11 protein-coding genes are annotated in these 13,980 nt (G+C 57.5%); 2 read left to right on the forward strand and 9 right to left on the reverse strand.

What is annotated here, in order from left to right:
* Nucleotides 1-22: 22 nt before the first annotated feature.
* The 9 genes from bamA to rpsB all read right to left on the reverse strand — a co-directional run bounded on the left by bamA (nt 23) and on the right by rpsB (nt 9,962).
* Nucleotides 23-2,410 (reverse strand): outer membrane protein assembly factor BamA, encoded by a 2,388-nt coding sequence (gene bamA / locus ACVWXD_RS18375; RefSeq protein WP_095184009.1) that lies wholly within the window; start codon nt 2,408-2,410, stop codon nt 23-25.
* Between the two features lie 74 nt (nt 2,411-2,484).
* Nucleotides 2,485-3,837 (reverse strand): sigma E protease regulator RseP, encoded by a 1,353-nt coding sequence (gene rseP / locus ACVWXD_RS18380; RefSeq protein WP_095184008.1) that lies wholly within the window; start codon nt 3,835-3,837, stop codon nt 2,485-2,487.
* Between the two features lie 53 nt (nt 3,838-3,890).
* Nucleotides 3,891-5,081: a 1-deoxy-D-xylulose-5-phosphate reductoisomerase gene (ispC, locus tag ACVWXD_RS18385; RefSeq protein WP_457371240.1), complete on the reverse strand. Its 1,191-nt coding sequence runs from the start codon at nt 5,079-5,081 to the stop codon at nt 3,891-3,893.
* Nucleotides 5,078-5,887, reverse strand: coding sequence for a phosphatidate cytidylyltransferase (locus ACVWXD_RS18390; protein ID WP_032891652.1), 810 nt, complete (start codon nt 5,885-5,887; stop codon nt 5,078-5,080). The genes ispC and ACVWXD_RS18390 overlap by 4 nt, the downstream gene beginning before the upstream one ends.
* Nucleotides 5,888-6,643 (reverse strand): polyprenyl diphosphate synthase, encoded by a 756-nt coding sequence (gene uppS / locus ACVWXD_RS18395; RefSeq protein WP_401384671.1) that lies wholly within the window; start codon nt 6,641-6,643, stop codon nt 5,888-5,890. It abuts the gene before it with no gap.
* A 16-nt stretch (nt 6,644-6,659) separates the two neighbouring features.
* Nucleotides 6,660-7,217, reverse strand: coding sequence for a ribosome recycling factor (gene frr, locus ACVWXD_RS18400; RefSeq protein ID WP_016974404.1), 558 nt, complete (start codon nt 7,215-7,217; stop codon nt 6,660-6,662).
* Nucleotides 7,214-7,957 carry a UMP kinase gene (gene pyrH / locus ACVWXD_RS18405; protein ID WP_003189161.1) on the reverse strand — a complete coding sequence of 248 codons (744 nt, stop codon included), beginning with the start codon at nt 7,955-7,957 and terminating at the stop codon, nt 7,214-7,216. The genes frr and pyrH overlap by 4 nt, the downstream gene beginning before the upstream one ends.
* 211 nt (nt 7,958-8,168) lie before the next feature.
* A complete protein-coding gene (tsf, locus tag ACVWXD_RS18410) occupies nt 8,169-9,032 on the reverse strand; it encodes a translation elongation factor Ts (RefSeq protein WP_032891654.1) in 864 nt (287 codons plus the stop codon).
* Nucleotides 9,033-9,224: 192 nt separating this feature from the next.
* Complete coding sequence (rpsB, locus tag ACVWXD_RS18415; RefSeq protein WP_003189158.1) at nt 9,225-9,962, reverse strand: 30S ribosomal protein S2; 738 nt, start codon at nt 9,960-9,962, stop codon at nt 9,225-9,227.
* 387 nt (nt 9,963-10,349) lie between these two features.
* On the opposite strand from rpsB, the gene map reads away from it, so the two are divergent.
* On the forward strand, nt 10,350-11,132 hold the full coding sequence (gene map, locus ACVWXD_RS18420; protein ID WP_032891656.1) for a type I methionyl aminopeptidase: 783 nt from the start codon (nt 10,350-10,352) through the stop codon (nt 11,130-11,132).
* A 64-nt stretch (nt 11,133-11,196) separates the two neighbouring features.
* Entirely contained in the window at nt 11,197-13,899 is a 2,703-nt protein-coding gene (locus tag ACVWXD_RS18425; RefSeq protein WP_032891658.1) for a [protein-PII] uridylyltransferase, read from the forward strand.
* Nucleotides 13,900-13,980 lie beyond the last annotated feature (81 nt).

The following is a 13,980-nucleotide window of genomic DNA, read 5'->3' on the forward strand; positions in this document are numbered from 1 at the left end:
GTCGTTATCTTGGGTCAGACGCTTAGAACGTCTGGCCGAGGGAGAATTGGAAAATCTGGGTTTCAGCGTTATCCGGTTTCTTGATCGGCATGGCCAGAGCAAAGCTCAACGGACCAAGCGCAGTCACCCAAGTAACACCTACACCCACGGAGCTCGCCAGGTTGGTCAGGCTCACGTCGTTGCACTGAGTGTTGGATTTAACACCGCTCGGGTTTCTAATCTGCTCGCACTTAGAGTCGAACACGTTACCCACGTCCCAGAACACGGACGTACGCAGCGAACGCTGATCCTTGACGAATGGCAGCGGGAACAAAATCTCCGCGCCGCCCTGGATCAACACGTTACCACCGAACGGCAGTGGGTCGTTGTCGGAGTCAGCCACAGTGCCTTGGTTACCGGTTACGCCAGCACCTCGGCTCGGAGTACCACGAGGACCCAAGGTGCTGTCTTTGAAGCCACGTACGGAGTTGAAGCCACCCGCATAGTAGTTCTCATAGAACGGCAAACCATTGGTCGAACCATAACCGTCGCCATACCCCAGCTCAGTGTGCAGGCGCATGGTGTAGTTGTCGCTCAGCGGCTGGAACAACTGACCACGGTAGTCGAGCTTGAAGAACGACAGGTCGCTGCCCGGCGTAGTGGTTTCCAGAGTCAGGCTCTGGGAATGGCCACGGGTTGCCAGTACACCTTTGTTCAGGGTCGACTCGGACCAGCCAGCAGACGCCTTGAAGTTCAGGAACTTGTCACCTTCACGACGAGTGAAGTCGAAGATTTCGTCCACGGTGTAGACACCGGTCTTGATCTCATCCTGCTGCGCGGTCAGGCCGAAGGTCAAACGCGAGGTTTCGCTGATCGGATAACCGACGTTGACACCCGCGCCAAGGCTGTCGATTGCATAGCTTGCAACGTCAACATCGAGGTCTTTGTAGTCGGTGGTGCGGTAGAAGGCGTTGTAGCCCAAGCTCACACCGTCAGCAGTCCAGTAGGGGTCGGTATAACCAAAGTTATATCGGCTCTGGTATTCGCTTCGAGTCAGGCCGATAGACACACGGTTACCGGTACCGAGGAAGTTGTTCTGGGTGATGGAACCACCGAGGATCAGACCTGCGCTTTGTGCAAAGCCGACGCTGGCAGTGATAGAACCCGATGCTTGCTCTTCTACTGCGTAGTTAACGTCAACCTGGTCATCCACGCCCGGTACAGCCGGGGTTTCAACGTTGACTTCCTTGAAGAAACCCAGGCGCTCAAGACGGGTCTTGGATTGGTCGATCAAGTACGTCGACGCCCAGCCACCTTCCATCTGACGCATTTCACGGCGCAGCACTTCATCCGCAGACTTGGTGTTGCCACGGAAATTGATACGGTTCACGTAGGCACGCTTACCTGGGTCGACCACAAAGGTAATGTCCACTGTGTGATCATCATCGTGCGGGGTCGGTACGCCGTTGACGTTGGCGAAGGTATAGCCTTCGTTACCCAGACGACGGGTGATCAGTTCGGACGTGGTGGTCATCAGCTTACGCGAGAACACCTGGTCTTTCTGCACCAGCAGCAGGGACTTGACCTGGTCTTCAGGCACTTTCAAGTCGCCGCTCAGCTTGACGTCACGAACCTTGTACTTCTCGCCTTCGTTGACGTTAACGGTGATATAGACGTGCTTCTTGTCCGGGGTGATGGACACCTGGGTCGACGCGATATCCATATTGATATAGCCACGGTCCAGGTAGTACGAGCGCAGACGCTCCAGGTCACCGGAGAGTTTTTCACGGGCGTACTTGTCGTCGTTCTTGAAGAACGACAGCCAGTTGGTGGTCTTGAGCTCGAAGAGGTCGATCAGGTCGTCATCAGCAAACTTGGTGTTACCCACCACGTTGATGTGCTGAATGGCCGCCACGGTGCCTTCGTTGATGTTGACCTTGAGGCCGACACGGTTACGAGGCTGCGGGACCACTTCCGTCTCCACGGTCGCCGAGTAGCGGCCCTGGGCAACGTACTGACGCTGCAGTTCGTTACGCACACCTTCAAGAGTGGCGCGCTGGAAGATCTCGCCCTCGGCCAGGCCGGACTGCTTGAGGCCCTTCATCAGGTCTTCAGTAGAGATCGCCTTGTTACCTTCGATCTCGATACTGGCGACAGAAGGTCGCTCGACGACGGTGATGACCAAGACGTTACCTTCGCGCCCCAGTTGGATGTCTTGAAAGAAACCGGTTTTGAACAGCGCACGAGTGGATTCCACCAGGCGACGATCATCAGCCTGTTCACCGACGTTCAACGGTAATGCACCAAAGACGCTACCCGCGGAAACCCGCTGGAGGCCGTTGACGCGAATATCGGAGATGGTGAAGGACTCGGCGTGAACTTCGGCGATCATCAATACGGTGAGAACCGCAGTTAGCAGCAGACGTTTCATGAAGTCCTTTCTTATTCCAACTGGCAATAAACAAACTGCCGCAAAATGCGGCAGATTCGCAATTCAGCGAAGCGTTACAGTCGACCCAGATCGTTGACCAAGGCTAATAACATCACCCCGACAACCAAACTGATACCGATCTGTATCCCCCAACCCTGCACTCGATCTGACAAGGGGCGACCACGCACCCACTCGACCAGATAAAACAACAGATGCCCCCCATCCAGTACAGGAATGGGCAGCAAATTCAGAACACCCAGGCTAATACTCAGATAAGCCAGGAAATTCAGGAAATCCGCGACACCCGACTGGGCAGAAGCGCCCGCCACTTTAGCAATGGTTATCGGTCCACTCAAGTTTTTTACCGAGAGCTCGCCGAACAACATTTTCTTGAGGGATTCCAGGGTCAGTACGCTCATGGTCCAGGTGCGTTTTGCACCCTCGCCAATCGCCGCCAACGGCCCGAAGCTGACCTCGCGCACCATTGATGGCGGCCACTCCGGACTCTTGACGCCAGCACCCAAGTACCCCCCGGCTGCCTTGGCTTCGCCACGCACCGCCAGAGTAACGGGAACGTCGATTTGAGCACCGTCGCGCTCAATTTTCAGCACAATTTTGGTATCAGGGCGTACACGAACGAGATCGACCACTTGCTGCCATTCACCCAGCGCCTGGCCATCGAGGGCCAACAGACGATCGCCGGTTTTCAGACCTGCAGCCTGGGCTGGCCCCTTCGGATCCAGCTCGGCAAGGACCGGCGGCAGTGCCGGACGCCACGGACGAATACCCAAGGACTTGATCGGATCAGGCTCATCAGCGCCTTTGAGCCAATGATCCAAGGCCAACGACCGCGGGATTTCGGCGCTGGAGTCCTGCTCACGCACCACAACATTAACAGTGCCGCTTTCACCCAAGCGACGCACCAACTGCAAATTGACCGCCCCCCAACCCGTTGTCGGTTCGCCATCAATAGACACAATTTCCTGGCCAGCGACCAGGCCAGCCTTGGCAGCGATACTGTCCGCCTCAACCGCGCCGATAACTGGACGCACCTGCTGGCTGCCCAGCATGGCCAACACCCAGAAGAACAGCATCGCCAGCAGGAAGTTGGCGATCGGACCAGCGGCAACGATAGCGATACGCTGACGAACAGTCTTGCGATTAAAGGATTGGTCCAACTGATCAGCCGGCACTTCGCCTTCGCGCTCATCGAGCATCTTGACGTAGCCACCCAACGGGATGGCCGCAATCACAAACTCGGTGCCACGACGGTCGTGCCAGCGAACCAGCGGCATGCCGAAACCGACGGAAAAACGCAGTACCTTGACGCCGCAACGACGCGCCACCCAGAAGTGGCCGAATTCGTGGAAGGTGACCAGCACACCCAGAGCAACCAGGGTGCCGACAATCATGTAAAGCGCACTCATCTAATTTCTCCGCAATCCAATCCAGTACCCGAAGGCTCAAGCGCGCCCACAGACTAACGCGTGTTGCGGCTCAACCATTGCTCGGCCAAGGTCCGCGCCTTGGTATCTGCCTCAAATACCGCCCCGAGGTCATTTACAGCCACCACAGGCTCAAGACTCAAAACGTCCTCGATAATACTCGCGATCTGCGGAAAGCGGATGCGCCGTTCGAGAAACGCCGCCACGGCCACCTCATTGGCCGCATTGAGCATCGCTGGCGCACTGTTACCCGCCTCCGCCGCCTGCCGCGCCAAGCGCAGACAAGGAAAGCGCTGTTCGTCCGGCACTTCAAAATCCAGGCGAGCAACTGCAAACAGGTCGAGTGGCGCCACGCCGGAATCAATCCGCTCCGGCCACGCCAGGGCATTAGCGATCGGCGTACGCATATCGGGATTGCCCAATTGGGCCAAGACTGAACCATCCACGTAGTCGACCAAGGAATGAATCACGCTTTGCGGGTGAATAACCACCTCGACCTGATCCGGCCGCGCATCGAACAACCAGCAGGCCTCGATCAATTCCAGGCCCTTGTTCATCATGCTTGCCGAATCCACGGAGATTTTGCGGCCCATGGACCAGTTCGGATGGGCGCATGCTTGATCCGGAGACACATGCTCCAGCTCTACCAACGGAGTTTGCCGGAAAGGCCCACCGGAAGCGGTCAGCAGAATCCGACGAACGCCTACCTGACTCAAGCCACGAGCATAGTCTCCGGGCATGCACTGAAAGATTGCGTTGTGCTCACTGTCTAACGGCAACAGCACCGCACCGCTTTTACGCACCGCCTGCATAAAGAGCGCGCCAGACATCACCAGCGCTTCTTTATTGGCCAGCAGGATTTTTTTGCCCGCGTCGACGGCAGCCAAGGTTGGGCGTAAGCCGGCGGCACCGACAATAGCGGCGACTACAGTGTCCACCTCGGCATCGGCCGAGACCTGACACAATCCCGACTCGCCTACCAGCACCTGCGTGGCAAGTCCGGCAGCCCGCAGGTCATCCTGCAGGCCCTGCGCTGCCGCTGCTTCAGGCACCACAGCAAAGCGAGGCGCATGACGCACACACAGCGCCAGCAGCTCGCTCAGACGGGTGAATCCCGTCAGGGCAAACACTTGATAGCGATCAGGGTGACGAGCGATCACATCGAGGGTGCTCAACCCTACCGAGCCGGTTGCGCCCAACACGGTTACTTGCTGCAGACGGCTCACGAAGCAGTCATCCACAACAGCACGGCAAAGATCGGAATAGCAGCGGTAAGGCTATCAATACGGTCCAGCACCCCACCGTGCCCTGGCAGCAGATTACTGCTGTCCTTGACCCCGGCCTGGCGCTTAAACATGCTTTCAGTGAGGTCGCCCACGACCGAGATGAACACGACGATAGCCGTACCCAGAAGAGCCAGGAAGATGTCCGTTACTGACCAATCCCGCACCACACCGACCACCAAAGTGATCAGCAGGGTCAATGCCAGGCCGCCGTAAACCCCTTCCCAACTCTTGCCCGGACTGACTGCCGGTGCCAGCTTGCGCTTACCGAATGCCCGTCCCGAGAAGTAGGCGCCGATATCTGCGCCCCACACCAGCACCATCACCGCCATGATCAGCCAATTGCCCATCGGCGAGTTCTTGATCTCCACTAACCCTTGCCAGGCTGGCAACAGAATCAATAAGCCAATCACCAACTTGCTGGCAACACTGGACCAATGACCACTGCTGCGCGGAAACGTCAACACCAGATAGGTCGCAAGCGCCCACCACAGCACCGCAGCACCCAGCACCCAAGGCACGATGATGCTCGACAGGGTGTGCATCAGAAACAGTAACACCGCTACGACAGCGGCATACACCAAGCGCGGCAATTGCGCGTTGAAACCTGCCAATCGTGCCCATTCCCAGGCGCCCAAGGTTACGACCAGCCCGATAAATAGGGCAAAACCGGACCCATCGAGCAGGAAAAACCCACATAAGGCGATCGGCAACAGGATGAGCGCTGTGATGATTCGTTGTTTAAGCATTTAAACCCGGGCTCCAGCTTCGACCTGCTCACTCGTTTTACCGAAGCGACGCTGGCGGGAAGCGAAATCGGCCAGCGCAGTACGCATGGCATCGTGTTTGAAGTCCGGCCAGAACAGGTCGGAGAAGTACAGCTCGGTGTAGGCCAACTGCCACAGCAGGAAATTGCTGATGCGATGTTCACCGCCGGTACGGATGCACAAGTCAGGCAATGGCAGATCACCGGTCACCAGGCAGGTTTGCAACAGTTCAGGCGTGATGTCGTCCGGTCGAAGATGACCGGCTTGCACTTCGCGAGCCAGCCGCTGTGCAGCCTGGGCGATATCCCACTGGCCGCCGTAATTGGCTGCGATCTGTAGCACAAAACGGTTGGCGCCAGCCGTGATGGCCTCCGCCTCGCGCATGGCCGCCTGCAGCTCCGGGTGGAATCGCGAGCGATCACCGATGATGCGCAGACTGATATTGTTGTCATTAAGGCGCTTCGCCTCACGACGCAACGCCTTGAAGAACAGATCCATCAAGGCGCTGACTTCTTCGGCGGGCCGCTGCCAGTTCTCACTGGAGAAGGCGAACAAGGTCAACACCTCGACCTTGGCCTCGGCACACACCTCAATCACAGCCCGCACCGCATCGACACCCGCTTTATGCCCGGCGACACCCGGCATAAAGCGTTTCTTCGCCCAGCGATTATTTCCATCCATGATGATCGCGACATGGCGCGGCACCAAAGAGGGTAAAGTCTGCTTGGTCTTTTCCATGAAGGCGTCCTGACCCTTATACGGCCATCAGGTCCTTTTCTTTTTCTTCCGTGGCCTTGGTGATCTGGGCCTCGGCATCTTTGGTCAGCTTGTCGATATCAGCGACGGCACGACGCTCTTCGTCTTCGCTGATCTCCTTGTCCTTAACCAGTTTCTTCAGGTCACCCAGGGCATCACGACGGATGTTGCGCACAGCAACGCGTGCATCTTCAGCCGCGCTACGTGCCTGCTTGGTGAAGCCCTTGCGGGTTTCTTCGGTCAAGGCAGGCATGGAGATCAGCAGCAGTTCGCCAAGGTTGGTCGGATTGAGGTTCAAGCCGGCACTCTGAATCGCCTTGTCGACCGCAGCGAGCATGTTGCGCTCGAAAGCCACGACTTGCAGGGTGCGCGAATCTTTAACGGTAACGTTTGCCACGCCGCTCAGCGGAGTGTCAGCGCCGTAGTAAGGCACCATCACGCTGCCCAGAATACTCGGGTGCGCCTTGCCAGTACGAATCTGGCCGAATGCATGGCTCAAAGATTCCAGGGATTTCTGCATACGCGCTTGGGCGTCTTTCTTGATTTCATTGATCATTGTTGGCCTTCCTCGATCAGAGTCCCTTCCGCGCCGCCGTGTACGATATTCAGCAGGGCGCCGGGCTTGTTCATATTAAATACGCGCAGCGGCATCTTGTGGTCGCGGCACAGGCAAATAGCCGTCAGGTCCATGACACCCAGCTTGCGATCCAGCACTTCATCGTAGGTCAGATGATCGAACTTCTCGGCATGCGGGTCTTTGAATGGGTCTGCGGTGTACACACCGTCTACCTTGGTTGCCTTCAAAACCACGTCAGCGTCGATTTCGATGGCACGCAGGCACGCCGCCGAATCAGTGGTAAAGAATGGGTTACCGGTACCAGCGGCGAAGATCACCACTTCTTTTGAGTTCAAATGGCGCATGGCTTTGCGACGATCATAGTGATCGGTCACACCCACCATGGAAATAGCCGACATCACGATAGCCGAGATATTGGCACGCTCCAGGGCATCACGCATCGCCAGGGCGTTCATCACAGTGGCCAGCATGCCCATGTGGTCGCCAGTGACCCGATCCATACCGGCCGCACTCAGCGCCGCGCCACGGAACAGGTTACCGCCGCCGATCACCAAGCCGACTTGCACGCCGATGCCAACCAGTTGGCCGACTTCCAGCGCCATGCGGTCGAGCACCTTGGGATCGATCCCGAACTCTTCCGAGCCCATCAGGGCCTCGCCGCTGAGCTTGAGTAGAATGCGTTTATAGCGAGCCTGATAACCACTGCCCTGCTGAGCCATTGCGAATCTCTCCTGCGGCGTATTTTTTAAAAATTCTTGGCGAGCCGTTTACGGCTTGCGTTCACTCTAGCTGGACGCTCTCACAGCGCCATCGGAACACGGCTTTGTAAGCCAGTTCCGAGGGTAAGCCAAATTAATTCGGCCTGCCCATTTGAAAAGAGGCTGCGCGCGTGAGCGGGCAGCCTCTTTCGGGCGACAGTCGAAAACTGTCTTATTGCTTGGCGGCAGCCAGCTGGGCAGCAACTTCTTCAGCGAAGTTGTCGACCGGCTTCTCGATACCGTCGCCTACTTTGAAGTAAGTGAAGGAAACGATTTCAGCACCGGCTTTCTTAGCCAGTTCGCCAACCTTGATTTCAGGGTTCTTAACGAACGCCTGCTCAACCAGGCTTGCTTCGGCCAGGAACTTGCTAATACGGCCTTTGACCATATTTTCAACAATGTTTTCTGGCTTGCCTTTGATTTTTTCTTCGTTCAGCTGCAGGAACACAGCCTTTTCGCGCTCGATCGCTTCGGCAGAAACTTCCGAAGGCAGCAGGAACTCTGGGTTGCTGGCCGCTACGTGCATAGCGATGTCTTTAGCCAGCTCAACGTTGCCGCCCTTCAGGACAACTGCAACACCGATCTTGTTGCCGTGCAGGTAACCACCAACAACGTCACCTTCAACGCGTACCAGGCGACGGATGTTGACGTTTTCGCCAACTTTGCCGACCAGTACCAGGCGTGCAGCTTCTTGTGCTTCGATCAGCGGAGCGACGTCAGTCAGTTTGTCGTCGAACGCTTTATCAACGCTGGCAGCAACAAATGCCTTGAAGTCGTCTTGCAGAGCCAGGAAGTCGGTCTGCGAGTTCACTTCCAGCAGAACAGCAGATTTGCCGTCTTCTTTCAGAGCGATAGCGCCTTCAGCAGCCACGTTGCCTGCTTTCTTGGCAGCCTTGATTGCGCCGGAAGCACGCATGTCATCAATTGCTTTTTCGATGTCGCCGTCAGCCTTTTCCAGGGCTTTCTTGCAATCCATCATGCCTTCGCCGGTACGCTCACGCAGTTCTTTAACCAACGCTGCAGTAATTGCTGCCATTTTCAAATTCCTCTTGGATAGGTTTTCAACCATTCCACCCGATCGAACGGGGGATCAATTCTTCCCGAACCACCCTTGTAGGCCGCTGCACGTTACAGATGATGTAGCTGCGCTGCGCACAAATGGTTTTCGAGGGGGCAAAAAGGGGGCCAAGCCCCCTTTTTGCTTACTGAGTCAACGCCAGGGCGTCAATTACTCAGCTGCGGCTACCGGAGCTTCTTCAACGAACTGCTCGGTACCACCAGCAACGTGGTTACGACCACGGATTACAGCGTCAGCCATCGAACCCATGTACAGCTGGATAGCGCGGATTGCGTCATCGTTGCCTGGGATGATGTAGTCAACGCCTTCCGGGCTGCTGTTGGTATCGACTACGCCGATAACAGGGATGCCCAGCTTGTTGGCTTCGGTGATCGCGATGCGCTCGTGATCAACGTCGATAACGAACAGTGCGTCAGGCAGACCACCCATGTCCTTGATACCACCCAGGGAACGATCGAGCTTTTCCAGGTCACGGGAGCGCATCAGCGCTTCTTTCTTGGTCAGCTTGGCGAAAGTACCGTCTTCGGCTTGCACTTCAAGGTCACGCAGACGCTTGATGGAAGCACGGATGGTTTTGAAGTTGGTCAGCATGCCGCCCAACCAGCGGTGATCGACGTACGGCGAACCGCAACGTGCTGCTTCTTCAGCAACGATCTTGCCAGCGGAACGCTTGGTGCCGACGAACAGAATCTTGTTTTTGCCCTGGGCCAGACGCTCTACGAAAGTCAGAGCTTCGTTGAACATTGGCAGGGTTTTTTCAAGGTTGATGATGTGGATCTTGTTACGCGCGCCGAAAATGTATTTACCCATTTTCGGGTTCCAGTAACGGGTCTGGTGACCGAAGTGCACACCGGCCTTCAGCATATCGCGCATATTGACTTGGGACATGATAGTTCCTTAATAAGTCGGGTTTGGCCTCCACGTATCCCAATGACCAACCAGCGGCATCAAGGCCTCCGGCACCCAGGTCATCGTGTCGACACGTGTGTGGATTTAAGCTCTTCGGGGCATCCCCGGAAAGCGGCGCATTTTATACCACACGAAGGGCGAAAACGAAACCCGCAATCACATTTGGCGTGCGCGGCTTATGCGCAACCCTTTGAATAGAGCGGATATAGCCCCACCTTATAGAGAGAAGCGATCGTCAGGGGCTCATGATTTGCCGCCCGCGTCTGTTAGAATCGCGTTTTTTGGGGCTTTTGCGAATTCTGTAACCTTTTGTCGCGCGCCCGTAAACCGTATTGATTTCAGCGCTTCGCGCTAGAGAGAGCCTGTATGACCGTTAGTTTGAAAACCGCCGAAGACATTGCCGGCATGCGCATTGCCGGCAAACTGGCTGCCGACGTGCTGGAAATGATTGCCGAGCACGTCAAGCCGGGCGTCACCACGGACACCCTCAACCAGATCTGCCATGACTATATCGTCAATGTGCAGGGTGCCATTCCTGCGCCGTTGAATTACAAGGGCTTCCCCAAGTCAATCTGCACGTCGATCAACCATGTGGTCTGCCACGGTATTCCGTGCGACAAACCCCTAAAGGACGGCGACACCCTGAACATCGACGTCACCGTGATCAAGGATCGCTACTTCGGCGATACCAGCCGCATGTTCCACGTCGGCACCGTGCCGGTCTGGGCCGAACGCCTGTCCCAAGTCACCCAGGAATGCATGTACAAGGCGATCGAAATCGTCAAACCCGGCTGCCGCCTGGGCGATATCGGTGAAGTGATCCAGAAGCACGCTGAAAAGAACGGCTTCTCGGTGGTACGTGATTTCTGCGGCCACGGCATCGGCACCGTGTTCCATGAAGAGCCACAGATCCTGCACTACGGCCGCGCCGGCACCGGCATGGAGCTCAAGGCAGGCATGACCTTTACCATCGAGCCGATGATCAACCAGGGCAAAGCCGACACCAAGGTGCTGGGCGACGGCTGGACCGCCATTACCAAGGACCGCAAGCTTTCGGCGCAGTGGGAACACACCCTACTGGTCACCGAAACCGGCTACGAGATCTTCACACTGCGCGCCGACGATACGATCCCACGCGTTTCAGCCTGAAGGTTGCCCAGGTTTTCCCAAAGCGTGTTGTGACTGACTGATAGATAGAAAGGAAAGCCGATCGATGCCCCAGGTGGATCCCGAACTCTTCGACCGTGGCCAGTTCCAGGCCGAATTGGCCCTGAAGGCAAGCCCCATCGCCGCCTTCAAGAAGGCGATCCGCCAGGCCCGCGAAGTGCTCGACGAGCGCTTTCGTAGCGGCCGCGACATCCGCCGGCTGATCGAGGACCGTGCCTGGTTCGTCGACAACATCCTTCAAAAGGCCTGGGAACAGTTCAACTGGAGCGAAGACGCCGACATCGCCCTGGTGGCCGTTGGCGGCTATGGCCGTGGCGAACTCCACCCCTACTCCGATATTGATCTGCTGATCCTGCTGGACAGCGCCGATCATGAGATCTTTCGCGATTCCATCGAGCGTTTTCTGACACTGCTGTGGGACATTGGCCTGGAAGTCGGCCAGAGCGTGCGCTCGGTGGACGAGTGCGCCCAAGAGGCCCGTGCCGACCTCACCGTCATTACCAACCTGATGGAAAGCCGCACCATCGCCGGCCCAGAGCGCTTGCGCCAGCGGATGCTGGAAGTCACCAGCACCGCGCATATGTGGCCGAGCAAGGACTTCTTCCTGGCCAAACGCGCCGAGCAGAAAGCCCGGCACCACAAGTACAACGACACCGAATACAACCTGGAGCCCAACGTCAAAGGCTCGCCCGGCGGGTTGCGCGACATCCAGACGATTTTGTGGGTCGCCCGTCGCCAGTACGGCACGCTTAACCTGCGCGCCCTGGCCGGCGAAGGTTTTTTGGTAGAGAGCGAAAACGCCCTGCTGGCCTCGTCCCAGGAATTCATCTGGAAAGTGCGCTACGCCCTGCACATGCTCGCCGGGCGCTCCGAAGACCGCCTGCTGTTCGATCACCAGCGCTCCATCGCCACGCTGCTGGGCTTTGAAGGCGAGGACGCGAAGACCAGCATCGAAAGCTTCATGCAGCAGTACTACCGGGTGGTCATGAGCATCGCCCAGCTCAGCGACCTGATCATCCAGCACTTCGAAGAAGTGATCCTGGCCCCCGAGGATGAGGCGCCGCCGCAGCCGATCAATGCGCGTTTCCAACTGCACGACGGCTATATTGAGGCGCGCAACGACAACGTGTTCCGCCGCACCCCATTCGCCATGCTGGAAATCTTCGTATTGATGGCCCAGCAGCCGGAAATAAAAGGCGTGCGCGCGGATACTATCCGCCTGCTGCGGGAAAACCGTCACTTGATCGACGATGATTTTCGCAACGACATCCGCAACACCAGCCTGTTTATCGAGCTGTTCAAGTGCAAGATCGGTATCCACCGCAACCTGCGCCGCATGAACCGCTACGGCATCCTGGGGCGCTACCTGCCGGAGTTCGGCTTTATCGTCGGGCAGATGCAGCACGACCTGTTCCACATTTATACAGTGGATGCGCACACCCTTAATCTGATCAAGCACCTGCGTAAGTTGCAGTACACCCAGGTGTCAGAGAAATTCCCGCTGGCCAGTAAGCTTATGGCCAAGCTGCCCAAGCCGGAGCTGATCTACCTGGCCGGCCTGTACCACGACATCGGCAAGGGCCGGCATGGCGACCACTCGGAAGTCGGCGCGGTCGACGCCGCAGCCTTCTGTCAGCGCCACCAGTTGCCGCAATGGGATAGCCGCCTGATCGTCTGGCTGGTGCAGAACCACCTCGTGATGTCGACCACCGCACAGCGCAAGGACTTGTCCGACCCGCAGGTGATCCACGATTTCGCGCAAGCTATCGGCGATGAAACCCGCCTCGACTACCTCTACGTGTTGACCGTTTCCGACATCAACGCCACCAACCCGACACTGTGGAACTCGTGGCGCGCCAGTCTGTTGCGCCAACTGTACACAGAGACCAAGCGCGCCCTGCGCCGAGGTCTGGAAAACCCGGTTGACCGCGAGGAGCAGATCCGCCGCACCCAAAGCGCGGCCCTGGATATCCTGGTGCGCGGCGGCAACGATCCGGATGACGTCGAGCAACTGTGGTCGCAACTGGGTGACGATTACTTCTTGCGCCACACCGCCGGCGATGTGGCCTGGCACACTGACGCGATCCTGCAGCAGCCCGCCGATGGCGGCCCGCTGGTGCTGATCAAGGAAACCACCCAGCGCGAATTCGAAGGCGGCACGCAGATCTTCATCTACGCGCCCGACCAGCACGACTTCTTTGCCGTGACGGTAGCGGCCATGGACCAGCTCAATCTGAACATCCACGATGCCCGGGTGATCACTTCCAGCAGCCAGTTCACCCTCGACACCTACATCGTGCTCGATACCGAAGGCGAGTCCATCGGCGACAACCCGACGCGGGTGAAAAAGATCCGCGAAGGCCTCACCGAAGCCCTGCGTAACCCGGACGACTATCCAACGATCATCCAGCGCCGGGTGCCGCGCCAACTGAAGCACTTTGCCTTTGCGCCCCAGGTGACCATCTCCAACGATGCGCAGCGCCCAGTGACGGTGCTGGAACTCAGCGCACCGGATCGCCCAGGCCTGCTGGCACGGATCGGCGGGATTTTCCTGGAGTTCGACCTGTCATTACAAAATGCCAAGATTGCGACCCTGGGCGAGCGCGTGGAAGACGTGTTCTTTATTACCGACGCCGACAACCAGCCGCTGTCCGACCCGGAACTGTGCCGCCGTTTGCAGGAGGCTATCGTCCAGCAGTTGAGCGTGACCCAAGAGCCCGGTGTAGAGCTGACGCGCCTGACGTTTTGAACGGGGCTTATATGGGAGAGGGCTTACCCCCAAAAGCAGCGGATCAGAAACCTATTAGCTGACTGACACACCTTAATCGGG

This window comes from Pseudomonas sp. TE3911 (assembly GCF_054062775.1).

Excerpts from the sequence above, each read along its gene's own strand:
- bamA (WP_095184009.1), bottom strand. The coding sequence starts at position 2,410 with ATGAAACGTCTGCTGCTAACTGCGGTTCTCACCGTATTGATGATCGCC.
- rseP (WP_095184008.1), bottom strand. The coding sequence starts at position 3,837 with ATGAGTGCGCTTTACATGATTGTCGGCACCCTGGTTGCTCTGGGTGTG.
- ACVWXD_RS18390 (WP_032891652.1), bottom strand. The coding sequence starts at position 5,887 with ATGCTTAAACAACGAATCATCACAGCGCTCATCCTGTTGCCGATCGCC.
- uppS (WP_401384671.1), bottom strand. The coding sequence starts at position 6,643 with ATGGAAAAGACCAAGCAGACTTTACCCTCTTTGGTGCCGCGCCATGTC.
- frr (WP_016974404.1), bottom strand. The coding sequence starts at position 7,217 with ATGATCAATGAAATCAAGAAAGACGCCCAAGCGCGTATGCAGAAATCC.
- pyrH (WP_003189161.1), bottom strand. The coding sequence starts at position 7,957 with ATGGCTCAGCAGGGCAGTGGTTATCAGGCTCGCTATAAACGCATTCTA.
- tsf (WP_032891654.1), bottom strand. The coding sequence starts at position 9,032 with ATGGCAGCAATTACTGCAGCGTTGGTTAAAGAACTGCGTGAGCGTACC.
- rpsB (WP_003189158.1), bottom strand. The coding sequence starts at position 9,962 with ATGTCCCAAGTCAATATGCGCGATATGCTGAAGGCCGGTGTGCACTTC.
- map (WP_032891656.1), top strand. The coding sequence starts at position 10,350 with ATGACCGTTAGTTTGAAAACCGCCGAAGACATTGCCGGCATGCGCATT.
- ACVWXD_RS18425 (WP_032891658.1), top strand. The coding sequence starts at position 11,197 with ATGCCCCAGGTGGATCCCGAACTCTTCGACCGTGGCCAGTTCCAGGCC.